The following is a 26,054-nucleotide window of genomic DNA, read 5'->3' as shown; positions in this document are numbered from 1 at the left end:
GCGGAGATATCGCTATGCTCGCTCGCTTGCGTTTGCTTCCTCTCGCCGCGCTCGCCCTCGCGTGCGCCGCCTCGCCGGAGCCCGTGCCCGCGGCCGCGCCCGCGCCCGCGGAGCCCGCCGCGCCTGCGCCGTCTCCGGAGAGCGCCCCCCTCACGTCGGGCGGCGACCCGGGCTTCGACCACGATGTGTCGGGCGTCGTCGGGGCGCCTCCGCCGGCCTGGGACGTGGGGCCCTGGTACAACTCACCACCGCTCACGCCGGCGGATCTGCGTGGCAAGGTCGTGCTCGTCCGCTGGTTCATGTCGCCGAACTGCCCGTTTTGCAGCGCCACCGCCCCGGCGCTCAAGGCGCTGGACGAGCGCTATCGGTCACGAGGGCTCGTCGTCGTCGGGATGTATCACCACAAGGACGACGAGCCGCTCGATCCGGCGGCGGTCAAAGGCTACCTGTCGCATTTCGGGTACAGCTTTCCGGTCGCGATCGACCCGGACTGGCGCACGCTCAAGCGCTGGTGGATCGATGGCCATCCGAAGCGCCAGTACACGAGCGTCAGCTTCCTCCTCGATCGCGCGGGGCTGGTGCGGCACGTGCACCTCGGGGGCCAGCTTGCGCCCGGTACCCCCGAGTTCGCGACCGTCGAGGGGCGCGTCCTCGCGCTGCTCGACGAGCCGGCGCGGTGACACCGCGCCGAGCATCGTCTCGACCCGCCTCGCCGGCGTCACTGCCAGTTGACGGTGGCCCACCCGTGGGCAGGGACGCTGAACTGGAGCTTCTTCCCGGCCACATCGAGGACGGTCATCTTCGCCGCACTGCCGGAGTTGTACAGGATCGTGACGATGGTCCCGTCGGGATTCTTGAACGCCAGCGCATCGCCGCCGGTCGTGGCGACGCGCATCGCCCCGGGATCGACGTACTCGGAGAGGTGGCGAAAGACGTGGTAGACGGGGGTCACGTTCAGCGTCTTCGCCGCCGTGTCCACGATGAGCAGCGCGTTCTGAGGCCAGGGCCGCTGCGAGTCCAGGTTCTTCCCCGCCGTGTCCAGCACCATGTTCCAGGCGCTGTACGAGGTCACCCCTGCCTTGATCCAGTCGCGGATGAGCCCCCAGCTCTCCTCCGCGTACGCGTGATCGTTCGGCGCCTTCTGCGCGTCGAACGGCGGTGAGCCCGCGGGGTTCCAGGGGTAGTTGCCGCACTTGTGCTCCGTCTGCACGATCGGCAGATTGCGCGATCTCAAGCCGGATACGCTGCTCAGCATGTTCCACTGCAGCCCGAAGCCCTTGACGTACCCCATCGCGGTGGCGTCGCCGGTCACGGCGCTGATGATCGCCCCGTCCTTCCCGCTTTCGTTGTTGGACATCGTGCCGAGATAGATCTGCGCCGTGAGCCCCCGATCGGCGAACGTCGGCCCGAGGTAGGTGCCGATGAACTTGGCCATGAGCGGCCCCGTCCAGATGCAGCTCGGGTACCTCGTCTCGTAGTTCGGCTCGTTCTGAGGGTGAACCGCCTCGATGGCGATGCCCTCTCCGGCGTACGCCTCCACGAACTTCGCGAGGTACAGGGCATACGCCTGCAAGGTGCTCGCGTCGTCCTTCATGTGGCCGCCGTCGAAGGCGCCGTTGCTCTTCATCCAGGTGGGGGGCGTCCAGGGGCTGGCCCAGAGGTGGAGGCCGGGTTTGACGGCGAGCGCCGCCTTGATGTACGGGATCAGCCGCTCCTTGTCCCGCTCGATGGAGAAGCTCGCCATCGCGGTATCGTTCGGCGTCTCGTCGAGGGTGTAGCGATCCATCGCGTAGTCGCTGGCCCCGATCGGAATGCGCCCGTAGACGAACGCCGCGCCCTCATGCTTGTCGAAGAGGAGCTTGATGGCTCGCGCCCTCTCCGCCTCGCTGAGCATCGAGAGCACGTTCCAGCCCACCTCGTTGAAGGTGCCGCCGAACCCGTCCCATCGCTGGTGCGTCGTCGCGTCGTCGACGGTCACGTCGGCATTGCCGCTCGTCACCTCCGTCGGCGTCCCCGTCTTCCAGTAATCGTTCGGACCGGACGTGATCAACGCGGGCTCGACCACGGGGGGCCCGCCGCCGGTGGACGAGCCGCCAGCGCCGCCGTCTCCGGTCGGCTCGCCGCCGGCGCCGCCCAACCCCGTGGAGCCGCTCGCGTCCGTTCCGCCCGACCCGGTCGAGCCACCCGAGCTCGTCGAGCTGCCCGCCCCCGACCCCGAGCTGCTCGCCCCCGACCCCGAGCCGCCCGAGCCCTCGGGCTCCGTGGCGCTGGTCGAAGGGCCGCAGGCCATGAAGAAAAATGCGAGCAAAACTGCGGTGGTCGAACCTCGTGCCCTGTTCATCACTAGAATCCTCGCTCCTGGGTGCAAACCCGCGGCGGTGCCCGAAGCACACGACCGATCGTCGTCGGACTATATGCCCGAGAGGCCCCGCGATGATCTGAGCAGCGCCGCGGTTTCCGAGGGCGTCATTCGCGCGGGCCCCGCGGGGCCGCCGGCGGCGAGCGCGTCGACGCTTCAATGCGTTCGGTGTTCTCGGCTAGAACGGCGCGCCGCTCGCGCGCGTGCCCGGCGAAGAGCTCCTCTCGCCGAGGGCGCTGTGGAGGACGAAGGATGTGCTCCCGTCGAGATCGATGCTGCGGTTCATCGAGACACCGTCCTGATCCGAGAGCGCGGACGTGTACGTGACGCTGCTCACGGTCGCGCCCGCGGCGTTTCGCAGCGTGACCGTATCGCTGCTGTTGTTGAGGCCCAGGGCTCCCGTGGAGGCGCCGACGGCTCCGAGCACGCCAGCTGGCACCGCCGAGGCGTGGCCGTACACCACGACGGCCGTGAAGGGCGCGAGCGACGCTCCGGCGGGGAAGGTGTGCCGCGTCCCCGTGCTGTCGGCGAGCTTCCAGCCGCCGATCGAGGCCGTCGCCGTACCGACATTGACGATCTCGACGAACTCGCCGTCCGGATCGCTGCCCGGCTCGTTGGCGAGGACCTCATTGATGATCACGTTGGCGGTGCCGCCGCCGCTGCCGCCGGCGCCACCGCCGCCACCGCCGCCGCCGGCGCCGCCGGCGCCACCGCTGCCGCTGCTGCTACTGCTACTGCTGCTGCTGCTGCTGCTGCTGCTGCTGACGCTGCTGCTGCTGCTGCCGTCGGGGATCATGAAATCGCGCACGACGCCCATGTGCTGCATGTTCGAGGCGCCGCTGTCCGACGAGTGCGCGGGGCTGATCTCCGAGAGCGGAGAATAGACGCGCGTGTCCACCACGAGGCCGTTCGCGAAGCTGCTCCCGCCGATGACGACGGCGGTCTCGAGCGGCTCCAGATCGCTGTCGACGAGCACCCAGTCGTAGGGCTTGGTCCTGCCGGCGTTGGTCTTGTCGTTCCCGTTCTTGTCGGCGGGATGGGGGCCGGACGTGACGACGACGCTCGAGAGCGTCGTGACGCACGCCTCGGTCCGGCTCCCGGTGTTGAAGTCGCCGCCGATCACCAGGTAATCGTCCTCGTCGACGTGCGCCTGGATGAACGAGACGAGCTGCGCTGCCTCCGTGTTGCGCGCCCCCGCGCCCGACGTCAGGAAATGGACGCTGATGGCCCAGAGGTCGGCGGGGCCGGGGATGTCGATCTGCGCCCAGGCGAAATCCCGGTTGCCGACCGACGCGTCGTCCCACTCGCCAGACGCGACGATCGGCCACCGGCTCACGATCCCGTTCGGGATCTGCGCCCCGCTCTCCCGGTAATAACTGAACCCGGTGCCGAACGTGTCGTCCACGAAGGTGCGAATGTCGGACGTGGAGTTGCTGCCGTAGTTGAATTCTTGCAGCAGGACGACATCGGGCTTGATCCCCAGCATGATGCGCTGGCCGTGCCCCGGATCGTAGCTCTGGTTCGTGCCGCTCGTGAGGTTCGCGGCCATGAGCCGGACGCGCGTCGAGAGCGCGTCGCCGTGCTCGCCGAGGAGGGCCGCCTCCGGGCCTACCTCCCCGTCGAGCGGCGGCTCGGCCGCGCACGCGGCCGCGGCCAGCGCCCACACGAGCAAAGGCACCCGAACCCCCACGAGCCGCGCCAGCATGGAAGACATCGATCGCATATCGCTGCACCGGACCTTTCTCGGGATCGTCGCATTACACCACGAAACAGGGGCAATGCGGGGGTCATGCTCGCTCGTGTCCCATGCTGCGATCGTGCAGTTCCGGTTGAGAACGAACGACATCGGGCTCGGGCCGCGGCCGCCGGAGGCCCCGGGGCGTTCAGGGCGGCCGCGCTCGATTCCGCTCGTCTACGCTCGATTCCGCTCGTCTACGCTCGATTCCGCTCGTCTACGCTCGATTCCAGCGATCCGCCGCGCCCGGCTCCGGGGCTCAGCGGCTCCTCATGGCGAACGCGATCCCGCTCTGCAGGGAGCTCTTCACGGCGAGCCGACCGAGGTCCACGCCGCTCTCCGCGAGGCGGTGGGCGACCTCGGGGCGGATCCCGGTGAGCACCGCCCGCGCGCCGAGCAGGCCCACGACCCGCACCACCTCGAGCAGCGCCCCGATCGCCGCCGGATCGAGCGCGTCCACGCCGGTCAGATCGAGGATCGCGGTGCGCGTGCGGCGCTCCGCGATGCCGCGCGCCAGCGCCTCGGCCACGCGGCGCACGCGCCCGGCCTCGAGCGGGCCGATGAGCGGCAAGACCACCACATCGTCGCAGATGGGGATGAGCGGCATGGTGAGCTTCGCCAGCGCCGCTTCCTGGGCCTGGATCACCTCGTCCTGCAGCCGCGCGCGCTCCTGCTCGGCGCGCTTGCGCTCCGTCAGGTCGATGCCGGTCATGATGACGAACCGGAGCCCCTCGTCCTTGCCGGGCAGCACCGCGCCCGACCAGGCCGTCACCCGGCGGGCGCCGTCCCTCGCCGTCCACGGGACCTCCACTTGCTTCCGCGGCGCGCCGGCGCCGAGCTCCTCGAACAGGCCCTCGAGCTGCGCCGACGCCCCCGGATCGGGCGTGAGCTCCCAGAGATAGCGCGGCTCCAGAGGCCCGCGCCCGCTGCCCAGCGCCCGCTCGGCGGCGCTGTTCATGCGCACGATGCGGCCGCGCGCGTCGAGCACCACGATGAGGCCGTCGACGAGATCCATGACGCCGGCCATGAAGTCCCGCTCCCGGCTCAGCATCTCCTGCGCGTGCTTGCGCTCGAACAGGCGGCCGAGCTGCCGCGCGATGCGGCCGATGGTCGCGGTGAACTTCCCGTCGTCCGCGTACTCGGCGTCGGAGAAGAACTCCAGCACGGCCACCACCTCGGCCCCGACCACCACGGGGAACGCGAACCCCGCCTTGACGCCGAGGTTCTTCGCGAGCCGGGCGCGCGGGAAGTTGGCGTCTTCGGTCACGTTGCGCACCCAGACCGGCTGCTTGCTGGCGAGCACCCGCCCGGGCAGCCCGACCCCCGGGGTGAACTGCGTCGCCTCCGTGACCGCCTTGAAGGTCGCGAACTTCACCTCGTCGTTGAGGTACCAGAGCGCCGTGGGCAGGAGCAGCGAGGGATCGTCCGCCGCCGGCACGTAGGCGTGCCCGACCGGCCAGCTCAGGTGATCGCAGATGTGCGCGATGGTGCGATGCAGCGCCTCCTCGACGCTCGCCGCCTCGTGCACGTCGACGGTGACCACCCGGAGCAGCTCCACGAGCGAGCGCTCATCGGTCAACACGTTGTCGAGCCTCCATCGAGCTCTCGTCGAGGTCTCCTCCGACCGTTTGATGAGACCGGTCATGATTGAAGGAGTACCACGCCCAATGTATCCAATCGGTTTCCGCGGCGAGGCGATCTCGGAGGTGACGCGCCGAGCCGCCGCGCGGTCGGCGCGCCGGTCCTGGCCGCGGCGTCACGGCGCCGCGACGCCGCGGTGACCTCGCCGGGCCGGGCCACCGGCGCGCCGGGATCCGCGCGGATCGCGGCCTGGACGTCCGTGTCATCGCTGGACGATGGCGCGCGGTTCCCCTTAATGTGTCCGCCGCGCCGGCGAGCTTCGTGGGCGGGCGCGCAGGGCCGCGCCGCGGGCAACCCGTGGGGCGTTCACTTCTGCTTCCGACGAATTCCGATGAAACGAACGACGATGCTCTCGACCTGTCTTCGCCGGTGCGCGTTCGCGGTGACGTTGCTGGCCGCGGCGCCGGCGCTCGCGGCGAAGCCGCCGGAGGGCGCCTCGGCCGAGGCGCAGCAGCTCGCCCGGACCAAGGCGCACGAGGGGCTCAAGCTCTACGGCGCGGACCGCTGGCAGGAGGCGTTCGAGGTCTTCAAGGAGGCGGACGGGCTCTATCACGCGCCGACGCTCGTGCTCTACATGGCGCGGTGCCAGCGCAAGCTCGGCCAGCTGGAGGATGCGCGCGGCCTGTACGAGCAGGTCCTCGCCGAGCCGCTCCCGGAGGACCCGCCGGCGGCGTTCCTCGACGCGCGGAGGGACGCGGAGACCGAGCTCGCGGCCGTGCGCGCGGCGCTGGAGGCGCCCGCGGCTCCGGGGCCGGCGCCGGCCGCGCCGGCCCCGGGCGGCGCGGAGGGGGGGCGCGGCTCGCTGCTGCCGGCGGGGCTCGCGTTCGGGCTCGGGGCGGTGGGCCTCGGCGTCGGCGCCGCGACCGGGCTCGTGTCGCTCTCGAAGGTGTCCGACATCGAGTCGCGCTGCGACGGCAAGCGCTGCCCGGCCGAGCTGAAGGGCGACGCCGACGCCGCGACCACGCTGGGCCATGTGTCCACCGTGAGCTTCATCGTGGGCGCCGCCTCGGCCGCGGCGGGGGTCGTGCTGCTCGTGGTCCGGCCCGGCGGCGACGCGGCGCCCGACGCCGCGGGCGCGGCGCCGCAAGCCCGGCGCGGCGTGGTCTGGCGCGCCGGGGTGGGCCTCGGGCGGGTCGAGATCCAGGGGACGTTCTGAGGAGCGGCGCCGCGGCGCAGGGCGGCGCCGAGGCACAGAGCAGCGCCGCGCGGCGGCCGAGAGCCGCCCCGCGGCGCCGCGCCCGTTCAGGTCAGTCGCACGTGGCGGCCTCGCAGGCCTCCATCTCGTCGGCGCACGCCGCGAGGATGCACGTGTTGCACGCCTCGGCGCCCTGACTGCAATCCTCGTCGCACGCGCCGTAGGCCCCGTTGATCTGGCAATTGAGCGCCTCCGAGAGCTGAGGCCCGACCTTCTCGCAGCTGTTCACCACGCAGCCATAGAACGCGGCATCGTCTCCGGCGCTGTTGATGCACGAGAACGCCTCGGCGCACGTGGACTTCCCGGTGCCGAACCACGTCGAGGCGCGGTAGCCCTCCTCGCTCGCGCAGTTCTCGTAGGCCTCGGACCGCGGGAAATACGGCCCGATCAGCATGCACATCTCGTCCTTCGTGGTCAGGCCCTGCGCGATGTTGCGATCCTCGGTGTTCTTGAAGTCGCAGCGGTAATCCAGGGACTCTCCCGCCTTGACCTCGAGGAACGGCGAGAACTCCTGCGACGGGACCCCCTCCCACCTGTCGTGGGCGTACAGCGCCGTCATCTCGCCGTCGAGATCGACCTTGTTGGCGACGTAGCCGACGCCGCGGCGGTGCATGTGCGACTGGATCCTCACGACCGAGATGTCCTTCTCGGTGGTGCAGCGCATCCGCGCCGAGGACGCCCCGTGCGCCGGCACGCTGATGAACGGGTTGTAGTGGAAGAGCATGCCCGCCTCGACCTTCACCTCCTCGTCCGGGATCGTGTAGAGGTTGATGCGCGCGTCGGTCTCGAGCGGCGCGCTCGAGGCGTTCAGGTAGTGGGTGTTCATGAGGAGCACCGTGCCCGGGGCGACCTTGAGCGCCACGCCCTCCGGGAGCTCGCCGAGGAAGGAGTTGCCGTCGGGGGACTGGGAGCCCGCGACCACGCCCTTGGCGTCCCAGTCGGCCTGGGGGCCGTCGTTGCAGTCGTGGACCTGGCTCGCATCGAGGGCAACGCCACGGCGCGTCTCGGTCGGGATCTCGGTGTACGGCGTTGTGTAGAGGAGGACGTGGTGGCTCCCGCCCGAGTACCGGACCACTTCCCGGTTGACGTTGAGCCCCTCCGGCGGCGCGACGAAGAGCTGGCAGCGCTCGATCTCCTGCCCCGGCTCGATCGTGGAGGTCATCCGATACTGCACGCCGGCGCCCTGGGCCGGCGGCTCCAGCATCTGGTCCTCCGGTGTCTCCTTCTCGGGGCCGGTTTCCGAGGAGGAACAGCCGAAGAGCGCGACGGCGCCGAGGAGAGCGATGAGCGAGGTACTTGTGCGCATGAGTCGATCCCTGCTGTGTGGTGGTCTCACATCCTGCGCGCGCAGGTGAACGAGCGCGCGCATTGTTCCCGGGTCGCGGCGGCGTCGCGCTCGCCCAGGGAAATCGGTCGACGCCGGCTGGCCGGCGCCGGAGTGTCCGCGTTCGCCCTCATGCACGGGCGGGGCGGAGGCGGACGGGTAACGAGGTCATCTTCCGGATCGAGGGGTGCGGAGCGAACACCGCCGGCCCCACGAGCTCCATCTCGGGGAAACGGCTGACGAGCGTCTCGATGGCGATCCGCCCCTCGAGGCGAGCCAGCGTCGCCCCGATGCAATAGTGGGCGCCGCCCCCGAAGGCAACTCCCGCGTCGGCGCCTCGCCGCAGATCGAACATCGAGGCGCGGGGATAGGCCGCCTCGTCGCGCAGCGCGCTGCTCAGCATGGCCATGACCATCTGTCCCTTCCGGATCCGCGCCCCCCGGAGATCGACGTCCTCGAGCGCATACCGCGGGATTCCCAGCTTGCCGAAGTTGTCGTACCGGAGCGTCTCCTCGACGACGTTCTTCACGAGCGTGGGCTCGCGCCTGACCGCGGCCAGCGCCTCGGGCGATCTCAGGAGGTTGTGCATCGCGAAGCAGATGAGGTGAACCGTGGTCTCCGTGCCGCCCACCAGCACCGCGGCGACCAGGGCGACCAGCTCGTCCTTGCTCAGCCGGTCGCCCTGCTCCTCGGCCTGGATCAGCAGCGTCAGAACGTCATTGTCCAGGGGCCTCCTCCGGCGCTCCTCGACGGTATCGCTCACCACCTCGATCCCTACGTCGAGCGCCGCCTCGAGCTTCCCAATTTCTTCCGGCGAGAGCTGCCCCGCCATCGACAGGCGATGAATCGCGTCCGTGAAGCGGAGAAATGACGCGTCGTGTCGTCTCGGGATCTTGAACATCGAGGCGATCCCGCGGATCGGGATGGCCTCGGCGTAGTCGCGCGCCACGTCGAGGGGATCCCGGCCGCCGGCCGCGGCGAGGGTCTCGTCGACGATGCGCTGGATCTCGGGCGCGAGGCGATCGATCTCGCGGGACGTGAACGCCGGGCCGATCAGCTTGCGCATCCGCACGTGATCGTGCCGGGAGAGCGAGAACAGGCTGTGCTTGCTCAGCCGCTCGAACCTGCTGTTCAAGGAGAGGAGCGGGTCGCTCGCGGCGAATTCCCACGCTGCCCGATCGGTCGTGAATCGGCCATCGCGCAGCAAGGACACGACGTCCTCGTGCCGGAAGACGAGCCACGCGCGCCCTTGCTCCCAGTAGAAGACGGGGGCTTCCTCCCGGAAGCGCGCGAAGACGGGGTAGGGGTCCTCGTCGAACCCGGGGACGTACGGGTCGAACTCGAGGGCGGCGCCGCGCTGTTCTGCCATCGCAGGGTCCTGTTGCTCCTGTCGCACCGGGGCTCCTTCCTTCAGCCGGCCGTCAGCCGCACCACCCGCTGCGACCAGAGCTCGACGAGCTCTGCGACCACCGCCTCCCGCCGCGGTTCCCCGGAAAGCAGATCGCCGAGCCGCGTCCGGCCGTCCGCGCGCCAGAGGACATCGAACGCCTCGTCCGACAGCGCGTATGTCCGTTCGCTGTAGGTCGTGGCCAGGGCGCGCTCGACCGAGGCTCCGCCCGGCGCCGTGCCCTTCATCGCGAGCAGCTTGACGTACACCGGGAGCGCCGGGACGAGCGCTTCGTAGGCCGACGGCGCCACGGGCCTCTTCTGGACGAGGAAGTCGCCGACCACGAGGCTATTGAGCTGCGTCGTGAGGAAGCACGCCACGCAGTCCTCGACGGAGTCGACGATCGGCTCGGCGTTGTTGTTGAACGAGGTGTTGAGCACCACGGGGACGCCCGTGATGGCGCCGAACTCCCGGATGAGCCGCCAGAATCGCTCGTTCGTCCGCCGCGACACGGTCTGGACCCGCGCGCTCCCGTCCACGTGGGTGATCGCGCCGAGGAGCTGCCGCTTCGACTCGTGGACTGGCACCGTGAAGATCATGAACGGCATCGCCTCCGCCCCGCCGAGATCGAAATAGTCGCGGGCGGCCTCCTCGATGACGGACGGCGCGAAGGGCCGGAACTCCTCGCGCTTCTTCACCATGGCGTTGATGATGTCCTTGTTCTCCGCCGGCCGCGCGTCCGCGAGGATGCTGCGGTTGCCGAGCGCCCGGGGGCCGAACTCGGAGCGGCCCTGCGCCCACCCGATGACCTTGCCGGCCGCGAGCAGCTCGGCGGCGGTCCGGGGCGCGTCCTCGAGCTCCTCCACGGTCACGAGATCTCGCCACCCGTCGAGCGCCGCGCGGATGGCGTCGCGCTCGCCGATGTGCCGGCCCCAGTAGAGGTGCTGGATCGCCGCGGGACGGCGCTCCGGCGTCCTCTGCATGTGCACGGCCATGGCGGCGCCGAGCGCGCAGCCCGCGTCGTGCGCGGCCGGCTGGACGAACACCCGCTGGAACAGGCCCGAGCGCTGGATCTTGCCGTTCAGTGTGCAGTTGTGGGCGACGCCGCCCGCGTAGCAGAGGCTCTGCTGCCCTGTCATGCGCTGGTAATGGCGCAGGGCATGAAAGACGATCTCCTCGAGCGACTCCTGGAGCGCGGCGGCGACGTCCTTGTGCAGCTGCGTGACCGGCTCGTACGGCGCGCGGGCCGGGAGCGCGTCGGGGAGCCCGAAGATCCTGTCCTGATCGATGGTCCAGCCGCCCTCCGGGAGCAGCGTGTAGAGCGTCCTGAACAGCTCCCGGAACCGCCTTGGATCGCCGTAGGGAGCGAGCCCCATCACCTTGTATTCGTCGAACGCCCCGTAGCCGAGGAGCCGGATCGTGTTCAGGTAGAAGTGGCCGAGCGAGTCCCGCTCGGGGATCTCTCTCAGCAGCTTGAGCTTGCCGCGGGAGCCGAGCGAGACGGAGCCTGACTCGCCATCTCCGCAGCCGTCCAGCGTGAGCACCAGGCTGTCCTCGTATCCCGAGCCGGCCAGGGCGCTCGCCGCGTGGGCGACGTGGTGCTTGACGAACTGGATCCGCTCGGCGTCGAAATCGGCGCCGAACGCGGCGAAGAGGAGCTGCCTCACGACGTCCCGCGCCGTGCGCGTCTTCGGGCCGAAGGCGGGGAAGGCGCGCTTCACCTCGGCGTCGCACCACGCCTCGCTGGCGTAGTAACAGACGTAGTCGATGTCCTTGAGGCTGAGCCCGCGGCTCTCGAGGCAGAACCGCATGGCGTGCAGCGGGACCTTGTTGGAGTGCTTGATGCGGTTCAGGCGCTCCTGCTCGATGGCCGCGACGACCTCGCCGTCCTCGACGAGGACGGCCGCGCCGTCATGCGCGGTGAGGTTGTTCATCGCCGGGCGCGGGAACCCCTGGTGATCCGCCTCGTATCCGCCGCTGAAACCGAGTGTTCGCATGAGCCTGTCTTTCGTCCTGAGCCCTTGAAGAGCGAGGCGCGCCCTCAGCGGCACGCGCTCGCGACGCCTTGCAGAAAACCGAGGAAATCGTCCGCGACCCGCCGCACGGTGCCGGGCGCGTGCACGTTCGCGCTGCTGCGCCACCGGAAGATCAGGCGCCCGCCGCTCCGGTGGACGTGGAGCTCGAACAGGTTGAACCGCAGGTTCGTCTCCGCCTCGTCGTACCCCGTGCTCTCCTCCGCGAAGCCGAGGAGCGCGCCCGCGCCCGGCGGCTCGACCTGACCCATGTAGTTGAACAGGATCCCCGGCCGCTTCCGGAGCCGGCCGAGAGCGGCGCTCAGCTCGGGATCGCCGCCGAGGTACCTGAGCAGGTTGTAGCCGTGGCCGCCGCGCGGGATCCGCTCGATCTGCCGGGCGATCTCCAGCAGCGCGGCCGCCGGCTCCTCGGCGCGCGGGCGCTCCAGTACGAGCAATCGCTCGGTGCTCAGCCAGCCGACCTCGCGCGAGACGTCGAGATCCGGGCGGTGGGGGAGCAGATCGCGCCCCGAGTGCAGCACCATGATGTCCTGCCATGCGCGGCCGGTCCACCGGCCGACGCTGACGTGGAGCGCGGCGACGAGCGCGCTCTCGGTGCTCACGCCGAGGCGCCCGGGCAGGTCGCGCAGCAGGATCTCGGTCTCCCGCTCGGGCAGCGACGCCGCGTGCTCCCGGATCGACGCGACCGTGTAGAGGTGGGCCGTCGAGGGGTGGTCCGCCGGGAGCAGGGCGATCTCGTCCCAGGGCAGACCGAGCCAGTACGCGCGCTCCTCCGGCGCGAGCTCGCCCTGCACCCACCGCTCGAGCTCGCGCGTCCAGCGGCCCAGGGACGTCCCGCGGGGCGGCAGCTCGGGCTCGGAGGTCGCGCCGAGCTGCTCGTAGAGCGAGTGGAGGTCCCGGCAGAGAATGAGCATCGACACCGCGTCGACGACGAGGTGATGCGCGTTGAGCCAGAGCCGGCCGCGCCCCCGCGCGTCCCAGCGGAAGTACACGATCTGGAATAGGCGCCCGCGCTCGAGCGCGTAGCCGTCCTGCAGGCGGTCGCACCGCCGCTCGAGCGCGTCCCGGCGCTGCTCCTCGGGGATGTCCGACAGGTCGACGGCCGCGAACGGCGCCTCGGCCCACGGCCCGTCGATCACCTGGCGGACCCCGCGCGGCGTCCGCTCGAACCGCGCGCGGAGCGCCTCGTGGTGGTTCGCGAGGAGCAGGGCGGCGCGCCGGAGCCGGTCGAGATCGAGCGGGGCGCTGACCTCGAGCAGGAGGTTCATGTTCCAGCGCGCGGGCCGGCTGCGGCGCTCGGCCTCCTCGAGGTACCACCGCTGGAGCAGCGCGAGGGGCCGCTCGCCGGGCGCGCGGTCGCCGTCCGACGGCGGCGCGACGGCGGGGGCGCACGCGGCGACGAGGCGGGCGACGGTCGGATGCTCGAACAGCTGCCGCGCCGTCACGTGGAACCCCTCGGCGCGCGCTCGCTCGACGAGGGTGATGCCGAGGAGCGAGTCGCCGCCGAGCGCGAAGAAGCTGTCGTCGACGCCCACGCGCTCGACCTTGAGGACCTCGGCCCAGAGGGCCGCCATCCGCTGCTCCGCCCCCGAGGAGGGCGGCCGGCGCCCCGGCGCGGCCGCGCCGCGCGGGCGCGCCCCCGGGTCGCGCAAGGCGCGGGCCTCCCCGCCGCGCCGCTCGCCGGGCGCCGCGCCCGGGAGGGGCAGCGGCTCGCGCGTCGCGAGCGCGACCATGGCGTGCAGCGAGGCCGACGCGCGGGCGAGCGCGTCGACCTCCGCGTCCGCCGGCGCGATCGCCCCGCCGAGGAGGCCGTGGAGGACCTCGTGGCGGTCGTCGAGCCGGAGCGGCGGGCTCACCCGCGCGGCGTCGAGCCCGCCCACCTGGCAGAGACCTAGCGCGTGGTCCGGCGCCGCCGATTCGAGCAGGTGCGCGATGATCCCCGCCTCCAGGAGGCAGAAATCCCGCGACCTATCGCCGTACACCGGCTCGATCGCGCCGAGGTCGGCGACGAGGTAGACGCCGAACGCCGAGCTCTCGAACACCTGCTGGTTCGAGCCGGCGTGCGCCGCGCCGTCGATGCTCGCGCCGGGCTCGATCGGGACGAGGGCGCGCCGCTCGGGGTGGTAGTAATACGTGCCCCCGGGGAGCTGCTCGATCCGGCCCGGCTTCACGTGCAGGTAGACCTGCACCGGATAGAGGCTGCCGGCCGAGGCATAGAGGTGCTTCGGGATCGGATAGCCGGGCAGCTCCACCGGAGAGAGCAGCGACAGCAGGCTCGCCAGCCGCTCGAGCGGGATCGGCTCGCCGCGGAACTGGCGATGGCTGCGCCGCCGCGCGAACGCGCGCAGCCGCTCGTCGGACGGGCCCGCGGGGCCCAGGGGGATCGCTGCGCCGGCGAGATCGCGGCGGAGCGCCGGCTTGCTCAGCTTGAACCGCATTTTCTCGACCGGATCGAGCAGCAGCGGGGCGCCCGGGGCCGCCGCGCTCTCGCCGGCGAGCGCGGCGCCCTCGTCACCGGCCGCGCGCTCCACGGCGAGCCCGCTCACGCGCGCCGGATCGGCGAGCGCGCCGCGGTCGACCTTGCCGTTGCTCGTGAGCGGGAGGCAGGTCAGCTGGAGCAGCGCGCTCGGCACCATGTAGTCGGGCAGCTTCGACGCCACGAACGCCCGCAGCGCGGCCGCGTCGATCGCGCGCCCGGCGGCGGGGACCACGTAGCCGAGGAGCCGCTTGCCGCCGCTCGCCGTGCTCCCGACGGCGACCGCGGCGCTCGTCACCTCTGGGTGCTGGAGGAGCACCGACTCGACCTCCTCGAGCTCGATCCGGTACCCCTGCACCTTGACCTGGAGATCCTCGCGCCCGAGGAACTCGATGTTTCCGTCGGGCAGGAAGCGGCCCAGATCGCCGGTCCAGTAGAGCCGCTCGCCGGTCTCGGGGTGCGTGAGGAAGCGCTCCGCCGTCCTCGCCTCGTCGCGGAAGTACCCGCGCGCGAGCCCGACGCCGCCGATGTGGAGGCGCCCGGGCACCCAGTCGGGGCACGGATCGAGGCGCTCGTCGAGCACGTGAAAGCGCTGGTTCGCGAGCGGCTTGCCGTACGGGATGCTCTTCCAGCGCGGGTCGACGCGCCCGATCGGGTAGGCGATCGACCAGATCGACGCCTCGGTCGCGCCCCCGAGGCTCAGCACCGCCGCGCCCGGGAACGCCTCGCGGATCTGATCGGGCAGGCCGACCGGGATCCAGTCGCCGCTGAGGAGCGCCGCGCGCAGGGGCGGCCGCGGCGTTACGCGGCGGGCGCGGTGCGCGACGAGCATCTGCATGAGCGCCGGCACCGTGTTCCACAGCGTCACGCGGTGCCGCGCCATCATCTCGTCCCAGTGGGCCGGATCGCGCGCGAGCGCCGGATCGGGCAGGACGACCGCGCCGCCCGCCGCCCAGAGGCCGAACAGGTCGTAGACGGAGAGGTCGAACGACAGCGAGGAGAGCGACAGGACGCGGTCCGAGGCGCCCACGCCGAGCCGCTCGTTCACGTCGTCCAGGGTGTTGACCGCGCCCCGGTGGTCGATCGCGACCCCCTTGGGCTTGCCCGTGGAACCCGACGTGAAGATCACGTAGGCGAGGTCGTGGGGCGCCTGCGCGGCGTCGAGCGGCGCGTCGTCCCGGGACGAGGCGGAGGTCGCGTCCAGGGCCACGACGTCGACGCCCTCGGGCCAGCGGATCGCGCCCGCGAGCCGCGCCTGTGCGAGCGCGAGGGGCACGGCCGCCTGCTCCAGGATCCCGCGGATGCGCGCCTCCGGCCACGCGGGATCCAGGGGCAGGTACGCGGCCCCGGACTTCAGGATGCCGAGCGCCCCGAGCGCCTGCTCCCACCCCTTCTCGGCCAGGAGGGCGACCAGCGCGCCCGGGCGCGCGCCGCGCTCGCGCAGGGCTCGGCCGAGGGCGTTGCTCCTCCGATCGAGCTCGCCGTAGGTCACGATCGCGCCCGGCTCGACGACCGCGGGGGCCTCGGGCCGCGCCGCGGCGCTCCTGGAGAAGGCGTCGTGGAGCAGCCGGTTCGACGTCGGCCGCTCGGTCCGGTTCACCTGGGCGCGCGCCGCGCGCTGCGCGGCCGGCAGCGCGACCCGCGCCGCGGTCTGCCACGCCTCGCCGTCGCGCGAAAGGCGCGCGAGCAGCTCCGTATACGCCTCGAACATGGCGTCGACCATCCCCTCGGGGAAGAGCGCGTCCACGGCGTCCCAGGAGAACGCGAGGTCGCCGAGGTCCTCGGCCACCTGGTGATCGAGCCACACCTGCGGCGTCTGGCTGACGCAGAAGACCTCGTCCCCGAGCCACGCGAAGGGCGCCCGCTGCGCCGGCCCGCCCTGGCCGAGCGCGCTCGTGAACACCACCGGGACGCCGTGCCCCGCGCGCTCGCGCAGCGCGCGGAGGGCGCCGACGCGCCGGTGCTCGAGCGCGCGCAGGAGCTCCCCCTGCGCGGCGCGGGCCGCCTCGGCGAAGGCGGACCGCCGGGCCACGCCGGCGCCGAGGCCGACGAGCGCTATCGTGGTGAAATCGCCCACGATCTGGTCGACGTCCTCGTGCAGCGGCGGCCGGTCGAACATCGTCACCGTGAGCGCGAAGTCGCGGCGGGCGCTCCACCGGCCGAGCACCTCCGCGAACGCCGCGAGCAGGGCGGCCGACGGCGTGAGCCCGTGCGACCGCGCGCGCTCCTTCAGCCGCTCCCAGTCGGGCCGGGCGAGGCGCCCGCTCCGCCGGCGGAACCGGGGCGCACCGATGTCCCGAGGGCTCTTCGCGAGCGGCAGCGCGGGCGGGGGCGGGAGCGAGGCGACGCGATCGCGCCAGTGCTCGAGGGAGCGCTCGGCGGCCGGCGTCCGGAGGTGGCGCTCGGCGGCGAGGACGCAGTCCCGGAAGGTCGCCCGCAGCGGGGGGAGCTCGATCTCCGGCTGCGCGTACAGCCGCTCTAGATCGCGCGAGAGGATCCCGAGGCTATGGGCGTCGAGCGCCAGGAGATCGATGTTGAGGTGGATGCGGCGCTCGCCGCCCGGCAACAGCGACACGGCCACGTCGAAGAGCGGCCACTCCCCTGGCGCGAACACGCGGTGCGAGAGCCGGGCGCGGGTGTCCTCGAGCGCCCGCTGGGCCCCGGCGCGCGTCTCCCCGCGGAGATCCCACACCTTCACCCGGAACGGGGGGACCGACGCCTGCACGCGCTGCATGCCGTCCGCCGTGAAGACCGCCCGCAGCATGTCGTGCCGCTCGACGAGGCGGCGCCACGCCCGCTCGAAGCGCTCGAGATCGAGCTCGCCCCGCGCGATCTCGAGGTAGCCGTGACAGCCGACCCCGCCGAGGTCGAACGTGTCGCCCCGCCCGACCAGGTAGGCGCGCTGGACGTCGGTCGGAGGAAACGGCGCGTGCGGGTCGCCGACGCCGGGCGGAGACGGCGCGCGCGGGTCGCCGGCGCCGGGCGCCGCGGCGAGGGCCGAGGCGCCGTCGCCGCTCGGCGGGGCGGGGCGAGCGAGCGCCTCCCGCAGCTCGCCCAGGGTCATGCCCTCGAACAGCCGCGCGAGCGAGATCGGCGCGCCGCCGAGCGCGGCGATGCGGTTCGCGAGCTGGACCGCCTTCACCGACTCCAGGCCGCAATCGACGAGCGGGACATCCCAGCGGAGCCGCTCGGGACCCACGTGGAGGACCTCGCTCGCGAGCTCGACGAGCCGCGAGGTCCAGTCCGGGCCGGGCGCCTGCGCCGCGCGCGGCGCCGGGGCCGCGGCGCGCTCCTCGGCGGGCGCGCCGCCCGGCGCGCGGTCTTCGTGGAACACGCCGAGCGCGTCGAGCTCGCCGCGCAGGAACGCCGCCTTGCACGCCCGCCGCTGGATCTTGCCGCTCGTCGTCTTCGGCAGGCGGCGCGGGCCGAGCAGGACGATCGCGTACACCGGCAGCCCGAACCGCTGCGCCACGGCCCGCCGCGCGGCGCGCGCGAGCTCCTCGAGATCGACGCCGCGCTGCCCGCGCCGGAGCTCCTGGCACACGACGAGCGACTCCGGCGCCTCGACGGGGGGGCTCACCGCGTCGCCCGCGCTCACGGAGAACACGGCGCCGGCGCCTCCGGTGAAGGCCTCGTGGGCCGACGAGACCGCGAGCTCGATGTCCTGAGGATAGTAGTTGCGGCCCCGGACGATGATGAGGTCCTTGAGCCTGCCGGTGACGAACAGCTCTCCGTCGAACAGGAACCCGAGGTCGCCGGTGCGCAGGTAGTTCACGTCGCCGCCGCCGCGCAGCCGCGCGCGGAACGACTCCTGGGTGGCCCGCTCGTCCTGCCAGTAGCCGCGCACGACCGTGTCGCCCGCGAGCCACACCTCGCCCACGCGCGACTCGCCGAGCGGCGCCCCGCTCTCCGGATCGACGATCGCGACGCGCGTGTCGAGCCAGGGCCGGCCGCAGCTCACGAGCTCCTGCCCGTCCGGATCGTCCGGGCGGCACGGGCGCGCCCGGCCGCGCCCGAGCTCCGCGGCGCTCACGCGGAGCACGCGCGGCGCGGGCCGGCGGGGGACGCCGGTCGCGGCCAGGGTCGCCTCCGCGAGGCCGTACCCGGGCCTCATGACGTCGGCCCGGAGGCCGCACGGGGCGAACGCCGCGAGGAAGCGGGCGATGCTCTCGGCGCGGATGGGCTCGGCCCCGTTGACGACCGTCTTCCAGGCGGAGAGGTCGAGCCGCGCGCGCTGCTCCGGCGTCGTCGCCGCGACGCACAGATCGAAGGCGAAGTTGGGCGCCGCGCTGTGCTGGCCGCGGTGCCGCGCGATCGCCTCGGGCCACCGCGCCGGGCGGAGCAGGAACGACGCCGGAGGCATCACGTAGCACCTCCCACCCATGAGCAGCGGCAGCATGACCCCGTGGATCAGCCCCATGTCGTGGAAGTGCGGCAGCCACGTGACGAAGGTGTCCCCCGGCGCGCACTCGAGCGCGGTCGCGAGGATGCGGGCGTTGTGGAGGACGTTGCGGTGGCTGACCATCACCCCCTTGGGGCTGGAGGTCGAGCCCGAGGTGTACTGGAGGTACGCGACCTCGTCGGGGTCTCGCCGCCCGCCGTCGCCGTGACGCGCGGCGTCCTCCGAGGGGATCTCCGAGAGCGCGTGGACGGGCAGCTCGGCGTCGAGCGCCGGGCGGCCCCGCTCGCGCGGGCCGCTGCCGGCGGTGAGCGCGCAGGCCGGCGCGCAGTCCGCGGCGATGGCGTGATAAGGCGACTCCGCCTGGTTCGGCCGCGGCAGCGACGTGGGCACGGCGATCATGTCCGCGAGCAGACAGCCGAAGAACGCCTCGATGAACTCGAGCCCCGGCGGGAACAGGAGGAGGACACGGCTCCTCGGCGGGCAGCGCCGGCGCAGGAAGCCCGCGATCGCCTGCGCGCGCCTCCTCAGCGCGTCGAACGAGAGCGTCGCGGTCTCCGCCTCGCCTTCGAGCAGGTAGGTGAACGCCGGGGAGTCGCCGAGCTCGTCTGCGCGCCGGGCGAGCAGGCCGGGGAGAGACGAGATCTCGCGCTGTTCCAACAGCGATTCGCGGCGCGCGACGGGGCGCGCGTCATGGCCGTGAGACGTCATGCGCAGACCGATCCTTTCAAGGGCGCTCGCGATCCCGCGCGAGGCCCCTCGAGGCGCGTATCCGACAAGGAAAAGACCGCGTCCGGCGGCGCGCGGGCGCGGCGCGACGGCCCGCTGGACACGGGGCGATCGTAGTGAATCCGCGAAAGTGCCGCTCTGGCGGCTCCGCTGGGCCGAGCGTCGCGACGGCGCGCTGCGCTCGGCGAGCGGCCAACTTGATGCCACGCGGAGGAGCGCCTGTCGAGCCTCGAGCATCGACTTCGATGCTCCGTTCGATTCGTCGTCGTAGGCCAGGTTTCGAGGAATGTCTACGCTCGACGTGCCGAGTGAAGAACTGCAAAGATGTTTTGATTAACGTGATTGTGGGCGCTCGATGTGCGGAGTGAAGAACTGCAAAGATGTATTGATGAGCGTGATGTCGTCGGCGCCGCGCGAAGAGGTCAGTCGGCAGCGGCGGAATGTTTGTTGCATCGCCCGACCGAGGAGCGCGCGCCTCTCGGGCCCTCGGCTCACGCGGCTTCGTGGCGCTCGCCCCGGTCGCGCTCTGGTAGCCTGGGCCGGTGCAGCTCCGCTCCCGCTCCCGCGACCTCCCTCCTGCCTTCGCCCTCGCGGCGGCCGTCGCGCTCCTCGCCCCGGCCGCGGCGCAGGCGGCGGATCCGGCGCCCGCCCTCGCGATCGACCTCGGGGGGGCGCAGCTCGACCTCGTGCTGGTGAAGGAGGGCCGCTTCCGCCAGGGCTCGCCGCCCGCGGAGGCGGGCCGCGGCGACGACGAGGCGCTCCGGGAGGTGACCCTGAGCCGCGGCTTCTACCTGGGCAAATTCCCGGTCACGGTCGGGCAGTTCAAGCGCTTCGTCGAGCAGACCGGCTACCGCACCGAGGCCGAGGTCGGCGCCTCCGGCGGGTTCGGCTTCGACGGCAAGGGCCTGTCGCAGCGCAAGGAGTTCACCTGGAGGGCTCCCGGCTTCCCGCAGACCGACCAGCACCCGGTGACGCTGGTGACGTTCAACGACGCGGGCGAGTTCACCCGGTGGCTGACGCAGAGGACCGGCCGCGCCTTCGATCTGCCGACCGAGGCGCAGTGGGAGTACGCCCACCGCGCCGGGACCCAGACGCGGTTCTACGCGGGGAACGACGACGCGGCCGCCGCCGCCATCGGGTGGTTCAAGGGCAACGCCGGGAGCGGCACCCGGCCCGTCGGGCAGAAGCAGCCGAACGCCCTTGGCCTGCACGACATGAGCGGCAATGTCTACGAGTGGTGCCGCGACTGGTACGGTCCCTACGCGCCCGGCCCCGCGGTGGACCCCGAGCAGACCTCGGCGCCGGGCGGCGACAAGCCCCGGCGCGTGCTGCGCGGCGGCTCGTGGCTCAAGGACGCGAGGCACCTGCGCGCCGCGGCGCGGTACCGCAACGACCCCGGCAGCCGCAACGCGGACAACGGCTTCCGCGTGGTCGCCGCGCTGGAGGCGAGCGCCCCCGCGGCGGCCGCGCCGTCGCCGGCCGCGCCGGCGGGGTCCGCGCGCGCGCCGCGCTCGAGCTCGTGGTCGACCGCGGCGACGGTGGCGTTCGTCGGCGGAGGCCTCGTCCTGGCGAGCGCCGTCATCGGCCTCATCGGCGTGCTCGTGCACCGCGCGACCCGCCGCAGGCCCATGCCCGGGGCGCCGCCCGGCGTGACGTTCCAGCCGCAGGGCGACGGCTTCTGGCTGCACGCGCCCCCGCACCTGCACCGGTCGGTGCTCCACTACCGCTGCTTCGTGAAGAGCGCGATGCGGCGCGCGTCGGTCCCGATCGAGCCGAGCCCGCGCGGGCAGTTCGTCTACACGGGCGGCGTCCCGTCGGCGGTGGAGGCGGAGCAGATCGGCGCGGCCGCGTGGGCGGCGGGGCCCTCGGCCGCGCCGCCCGCGGCGCGCGCTGCCGCGCCGCGCGCCGCCCGGGGCGGCCATCGCTCGCGGGAGCGCATCTCCAGCGCGCCGGACGTCGCCACGCCCTTCCGCGGCTACCCCTCGGCCTACTGAGCCGCGCCGCTCGCGCCCGCATGCGCCCTCCGATCTGCGCCGTCTTCGCCGAAGCGCCCGAGCACCGCGCCCGCGCCGGCCGCACGCTGCGCGCGCTCCGGCTAGCCGGGCTCGCGCCGCTCGACCTCACGCCCGCGCCGCCCGCGGCCGCGGCGGACGCGATCGCGGCGGGGCCGGTGTGGCTCGTCCGCGGGGGCGCCTGGCCCGCGCCGTCCGCGGCGCTCGAGCCGGACCCGTTCCCGCCGCCGAGCGCCACCGGGCTGCCGGTCTGCGCGCTCGGCGCCGTGCTCGCGCCGCTCGACCTCGACGCGGCGCCGGCGCCGGCCTGGGCGCCGCCCGCGCGCTCGGCGCTCTCCCGCGCGGCGCCCTCCGCGGCCGCATCGCCGGCGTCCGACGCCGCGGCGTGGGCCGAGCTGCTGCGGGCGACCGGCGGCGAGCTGAGCCGGGCCGCGCGCCGCGCGCCGGGGTTGCCGCGCGCGGCGAGCGTGTACCTCGACGCGGCGCTCGCCGCGGGCGTCGCGGCGCGCCTCCGCGCGGGCGATCCGCTCGACGCCGCGCTCCAGGGCGAGCTCGGGGCGCGGCGGGCGCGCGTGGTGCGGCACGCGCCGCTCGACGTGTGCGACGACGCGGCGCTGCGGGTCGCGCAGGTCGTGACCAGCCTGCAGCAGGGCGGCGCCGAGCGGATCGCGATCGACCTCGCGACCGAGCTGCCGCGCCGCGGCGTGCGCTCGCGCGTCTACGCGGTGTACCGGCCGACGCGCCCCACGTTCGGCGCGCCGCCGGGGACGCTCGACCTGTCCGGGGCGCGCGGCGATCGCGAGGCGCGCTTCGACGCGCTCGCCCGCGGGCTCGCCGCGTGGGGCGCGGATCTCGCGCACGCGCACCTGTTCGACGCCGAGGACCTCGGCCGGCTCTCCGCGCGCGGGTACCGGCCGCTCGTGACGGTGCACAACGTGGCCGCGGGCTGGCCGGCGGGGCTCGACCGCCTCGGTGCGGACGGCGCGGCGCTGCTCGTGGCGTGCGCGCGCGCGGTCGAGGCGGAGCTCGCCGCGCGCGGGCTGCCGGTCCCGCGGCGCACGGTGTGGAACGGGATCGACGTGGGGCCGGCGGAGGCGGCGCGCCGCGCGGGGCCGGCGGAGGCGGCGTGCCGCGTGGGGCCGGCGGAGCCCGGCGGCGGGGCGGAGCCCGGCGGCGCCCGGTCGGCGGCGGCCGCGGCGTGGCGGCGGCGCCTCGAGATCGGGCCGGGCGATCTCGTCCTGCTCGCCGTGGCGAACCCGCGGCCGCAGAAGCGGCTGCACCTCTTGCCCGCGATCCTCGCGGCCGCGCGGCCTGCGCTCGCCGCGGCCGGCGATCCGCGGCCGGCGCGGCTCGTGATCGCCGGGAGCGCCTCGCCCGGCAGCGAGCCGGCGCTCGCCGCGGAGGCGGAGATCCGGCGCGAGGTCGATCGGCTCGGCCTGCGCGCCGAGGTGCGCTTCGCCGGCGCGGTCGCCGACGTGGCCGGCCTGCTCGCGGCGGCGGACGTGCTCGTGTCGCCGAGCGCCCACGAGGGGCTGAGCCTCGCGCACCTCGAGGCGCTCGCCGCGGGCCTCCCGGTCGTCGCGACCGGCGCCGGCGGCACGGCGGAGATCGCGGCCGAGACCCCGGCGCTGGTCCACCTGCCGCTCGACGCCGCGCCGGAGCGGTTCGCCGAGGCGATCGCGGCGGCGGCGCGCGGCGCGCCGCCGGGCGGCCGGGAGGTCGTGGCGCGGCACTTCAGCGTCGCGCGCATGGCCGAGGGCTACGCGCGGCTCTACCCGCGGGCGATCGCCCGGAACCGCGGCCCGCGCCGGGGGGACGGGCTGCTGCTCGTGACGAACAACTTCTCGACCGGCGGCGCCCAGTCGAGCGCGCGGCGGCTGCTGCTCGGCCTCGCCGCGGCGGGCGTGCGCGGCCGGGCGGCCGTGATCGAGGAGCAGCCGGAGTACCCGACGCCGGGCCGGCGGGCGCTCGTCGCCGCGGGCATCCCGGTGATGGCGGTGCCGCCGCCGGCCGACATCGAGCCGGCCGAGGCGGTGGAGCGCCTGCTCCGCGCGATCGAGGAGGACCCGCCCGAGGCCGTGCTGATGTGGAACGTGATCCCGGAGCACAAGGTGCTGCTCGCCGATGGGCTGCTCGACGTGCCGCTCTTCGACGTGAGCCCGGGCGAGATGTACTTCGCCTCGCTGCGCCGCTATTTCGCGTCGCCGCGCCGCGGGCTGCCGTACCGCGCGCCGCGCGACCACGGCGCCCGCCTCGCCGGGGTGATCGTCAAGTACGGGGCCGAGGCGGCGCTGGCCGCCGAGGTGCTCGGGGCGCCGGCGCACGTGGTGCCGAACGGCGTCGCGCTCGGCCCGCGCCCGCCTGCGCCGCCGCGGCGCGCGCCAAGCGGCGGGGGCGCGGCTCGCGACGGGCGCGCGCGGCTCGCGATCGGGACGGCGGCGCGCGTGCACCCGCACAAGAAGCTCGACGAGCTCCTCGCCGCGCTGCGGCTCGCGGCGCCGCGGCTGCCGCCGCACGTGCTGCGCATCGCGGGCGGCGTCGAGCGCGGCGCCGAGGCGCACGCCGAGGCGCTGCGGCGGATGGCGGCGGGGCTGTCGGTCGAGTGGGTGGGCGAGCTCGCCGACACGCGCGCTTTCCTGAGCGATCTCGACATGTTCGCGCTGATCGCCGAGCCCGCGGGGTGCCCGAACGCCTCGCTGGAGGCGATGGCCGAGGGGCTGCCGGTGGTGGCCACGGCGGTCGGCGGCATGGCCGAGCAGGTCGTCGACGGCGTGACGGGCCGGCTGGTGCCGCCGGGCGACGCCGAGGCGCTCGCGGGGGCGCTGGTGGAGCTGGCCGAGGATCCGGCGCGGCGGGCGCGCATGGGGGCGGCGGGGTGGGAGCGCGCGCGGGAGCGGTTCTCGCTGGAGCGGATGGTGGCCGACTACGCGCGCGTGTGCCTGGGCGGGCGGGAGGGGCGGGGAGGCGAGGGGAGCGGGGTGGGAGCCGGGTGAGAGCCGCTGCAGCCGGACGTCTGGCGGTGCGTGGCCAGACGCCTGGCTGGGGGATTCACGCTGCCCGGCGCGCCCTCAGTGGGTCGTCGAGCCGCCGAGCGTGGGGACCTGCTCCGCGCCGTCCAGGAGAGCCTCATCGGCGCTGGCCGCGATCGAAGCGGCGCTGGCGACGTTCGAGGAGCAGGCCGCCGTGCACGCTTTGTCCTCGATGAAGGACTTGAGGACCTGCGCGCGGTGGGGGAGGAACGTCCACTGGAGCGGCGCCGAGATCTCGCCCGCCTCGTTGACGTGCACGAACGTGCCCGGCGCGGTGGTCGGGAAATGCGCCGGCCACACGTGCACGCCGCCGACGTTCTCGTCGTCGCGGCTGCTCAGCTCGTGGCACCCGGCGCACGACTGGGTGGTGGCGCGATCGGCGGCGTTGTCCGCCGTGACCATGCCAGGCGGGAGGCTGCGGCTCACGAGGATCGGCCCGAGCGCCGCGTCGATGTCGGCGGCAAACGCGGTGTTCCCCTGCATGCGCGCCCGATAGTTGTTGTTGTTGGCGGCCCCGTCCGTGGGGTCCATGATGCTCTCGCCCGAGTTGAAGAGGCCCTGGTTCGGCAGCGTGCGCAGCGAGATGTCGTTCTCGTCGCTGCCGGACGGCACGAGCTCGTCGAGGGCGTCGGGGAAGCTGCTCTGGAACGCGGCCCCGCGGGGGTCGCTGGCGAAGCTGGCGTTGAACAGGCCGGGGAACGGGTTCTCCTTCACCGTGACCGGCTTGAAGAAGAGCCTGGGCGAGCTGCCGTTGTCCAGCTCAAGCTTGAACTCGCGGAGCACCCACGGCTGGAATCCTCGGCTCGACGCCATGAACTGGTTCGTGCGGATCTGGCCGGTGCCGGCCATGAAATGGGACGCCTGGATGACCGGCTCGAAGTCGGGCAGCTCGGGCCGGCCGTAGAAATAGAACCCCTCGAGCGCGGCCTGGCGCTGGGTCGCGGTCATGTTCGGGTCCGAGAGGTTCGCCCAGAACTCGGCGACCGGGAGACAGGCCGCGATGCCGCACTCGGGGTGAGGGTTCGGGAGCTGGGCCTCGAAGATGATGAAGTTGCGGTCAGTGGCGCCGGCCGACTTCTTGGCGTAGATGATCCGGTACTCGCCGCAATGCGAGCCGTCCTTCGCCGCGAGGTCGAACCGGTTCACGAGCGCGACCGGCTCCATGAAGTGGTTCCCCGCGGGATTGAACGGGCTGCTCAGGCCGGGATCGGACGGGTTGGTCTGGGCGAGCACGCCCTCGTTCCTGGGGCACGTGTACGGGTACCCGTTGAGCGTTGGATTGCCGTTGCTGTCGGTCTCGTCGTCGCAGTGGATGGCGTCGGCGTCCGTGAAGACGGCGTTGGCGGCATCGTTCTGCGTGTCCCACCAGCGCTTGTAGACCTCCTCGGGATCCTGGCTGGAGCCGACGCTCGCAAGGAGCCGATTGAGGACGAAGCTGAGCGAGAACTCGGTAAAGAGGTCCGGGTGCGTCTCCTTCGTGACGATGAGGGACTTCCGCATGTCGATGACCGGCACGGACGCGGGGCACGTCAGCGCCTCCGCGCCCTCCGCCGTGAGCTCCTGGGCCTCGCCGGCGGCGACGACGGCGTCGTCCACCGGATCGGCGCCGCCGCAGGCGCCCAGGGAGACCGACGCCGCGGCGCCCATGACCGCTGCGATGAGGGGGAACTTGGAGATATAACGAAGATGCATGATCGCTCCTGTGGAGTAAGGCGGACCCGTGTCGCTCCGAAGC

The 26,054-nt window shown here is 73.3% G+C and carries 12 protein-coding genes; 4 read left to right on the top strand and 8 right to left on the bottom strand.

The window, feature by feature from the left end; translation table 11 throughout:
- Nucleotides 1–26: 26 nt before the first annotated feature.
- Complete coding sequence (locus WMF20_RS38525) at nucleotides 27–680, top strand: TlpA family protein disulfide reductase (RefSeq protein WP_437606759.1); 654 nt, start codon at nucleotides 27–29, stop codon at nucleotides 678–680.
- A gap of 38 nt (nucleotides 681–718) precedes the next feature.
- On the opposite strand, the gene WMF20_RS38520 is transcribed toward WMF20_RS38525, so the two are convergent.
- The 3 genes from WMF20_RS38520 to WMF20_RS38510 all read right to left on the bottom strand — a co-directional run bounded on the left by WMF20_RS38520 (nucleotide 719) and on the right by WMF20_RS38510 (nucleotide 5,676).
- Nucleotides 719–2,341, bottom strand: coding sequence for a glycoside hydrolase family 30 protein (locus WMF20_RS38520; RefSeq protein WP_437606758.1), 1,623 nt, complete (start codon nucleotides 2,339–2,341; stop codon nucleotides 719–721).
- A gap of 196 nt (nucleotides 2,342–2,537) precedes the next feature.
- Nucleotides 2,538–4,073, bottom strand: a complete 1,536-nt coding sequence (locus tag WMF20_RS38515) for a lamin tail domain-containing protein (RefSeq protein ID WP_437606757.1) — start codon at nucleotides 4,071–4,073, stop codon at nucleotides 2,538–2,540.
- A 280-nt stretch (nucleotides 4,074–4,353) separates the two neighbouring features.
- Nucleotides 4,354–5,676 carry an STAS domain-containing protein gene (locus tag WMF20_RS38510; protein ID WP_437606756.1) on the bottom strand — a complete coding sequence of 441 codons (1,323 nt, stop codon included), beginning with the start codon at nucleotides 5,674–5,676 and terminating at the stop codon, nucleotides 4,354–4,356.
- A gap of 390 nt (nucleotides 5,677–6,066) precedes the next feature.
- Between WMF20_RS38510 and WMF20_RS38505 the strand changes: the two genes are divergently transcribed.
- A complete protein-coding gene (locus WMF20_RS38505) occupies nucleotides 6,067–6,891 on the top strand; it encodes a tetratricopeptide repeat protein (protein WP_437606755.1) in 825 nt (274 codons plus the stop codon).
- 91 nt (nucleotides 6,892–6,982) lie between these two features.
- Here WMF20_RS38505 and WMF20_RS38500 read toward each other — a convergent pair whose 3' ends face one another.
- The 4 genes from WMF20_RS38500 to WMF20_RS38485 form a co-directional block, all read right to left on the bottom strand.
- Nucleotides 6,983–8,236: a hypothetical protein gene (locus tag WMF20_RS38500; protein ID WP_437606754.1), complete on the bottom strand. Its 1,254-nt coding sequence runs from the start codon at nucleotides 8,234–8,236 to the stop codon at nucleotides 6,983–6,985.
- A 148-nt stretch (nucleotides 8,237–8,384) separates the two neighbouring features.
- On the bottom strand, nucleotides 8,385–9,623 hold the full coding sequence (locus tag WMF20_RS38495) for a cytochrome P450 (RefSeq protein ID WP_437606753.1): 1,239 nt from the start codon (nucleotides 9,621–9,623) through the stop codon (nucleotides 8,385–8,387).
- A gap of 41 nt (nucleotides 9,624–9,664) precedes the next feature.
- Nucleotides 9,665–11,638: a carbamoyltransferase family protein gene (locus WMF20_RS38490; protein WP_437606752.1), complete on the bottom strand. Its 1,974-nt coding sequence runs from the start codon at nucleotides 11,636–11,638 to the stop codon at nucleotides 9,665–9,667.
- A 44-nt stretch (nucleotides 11,639–11,682) separates the two neighbouring features.
- Nucleotides 11,683–19,260, bottom strand: a complete 7,578-nt coding sequence (locus tag WMF20_RS38485) for an amino acid adenylation domain-containing protein (RefSeq protein ID WP_437606751.1) — start codon at nucleotides 19,258–19,260, stop codon at nucleotides 11,683–11,685.
- Between the two features lie 560 nt (nucleotides 19,261–19,820).
- Here WMF20_RS38485 and WMF20_RS38480 point away from each other — a divergent pair.
- Together WMF20_RS38480 and WMF20_RS38475 are read left to right on the top strand one after the other, a co-directional pair.
- Nucleotides 19,821–21,272, top strand: coding sequence for a formylglycine-generating enzyme family protein (locus WMF20_RS38480; RefSeq protein WP_437606749.1), 1,452 nt, complete (start codon nucleotides 19,821–19,823; stop codon nucleotides 21,270–21,272).
- A gap of 20 nt (nucleotides 21,273–21,292) precedes the next feature.
- Nucleotides 21,293–24,283 (top strand): glycosyltransferase, encoded by a 2,991-nt coding sequence (locus WMF20_RS38475; RefSeq protein ID WP_437606748.1) that lies wholly within the window; start codon nucleotides 21,293–21,295, stop codon nucleotides 24,281–24,283.
- 75 nt (nucleotides 24,284–24,358) lie between these two features.
- Here WMF20_RS38475 and WMF20_RS38470 read toward each other — a convergent pair whose 3' ends face one another.
- The gene (locus WMF20_RS38470) at nucleotides 24,359–26,011 is read right to left on the bottom strand and encodes a hypothetical protein (protein WP_437606747.1); all 1,653 of its coding nucleotides are present in this window, start codon (nucleotides 26,009–26,011) and stop codon (nucleotides 24,359–24,361) included.
- Nucleotides 26,012–26,054: the final 43 nt, after the last annotated feature.

The sequence above is a fragment of the Sorangium sp. So ce834 genome, assembly GCF_051521425.1.
GTDB classification, from domain to species: domain Bacteria; phylum Myxococcota_A; class Polyangia; order Polyangiales; family Polyangiaceae; genus Sorangium; species Sorangium cellulosum_D.
This window is presented reverse-complemented; position numbering and strand designations above follow the sequence as displayed.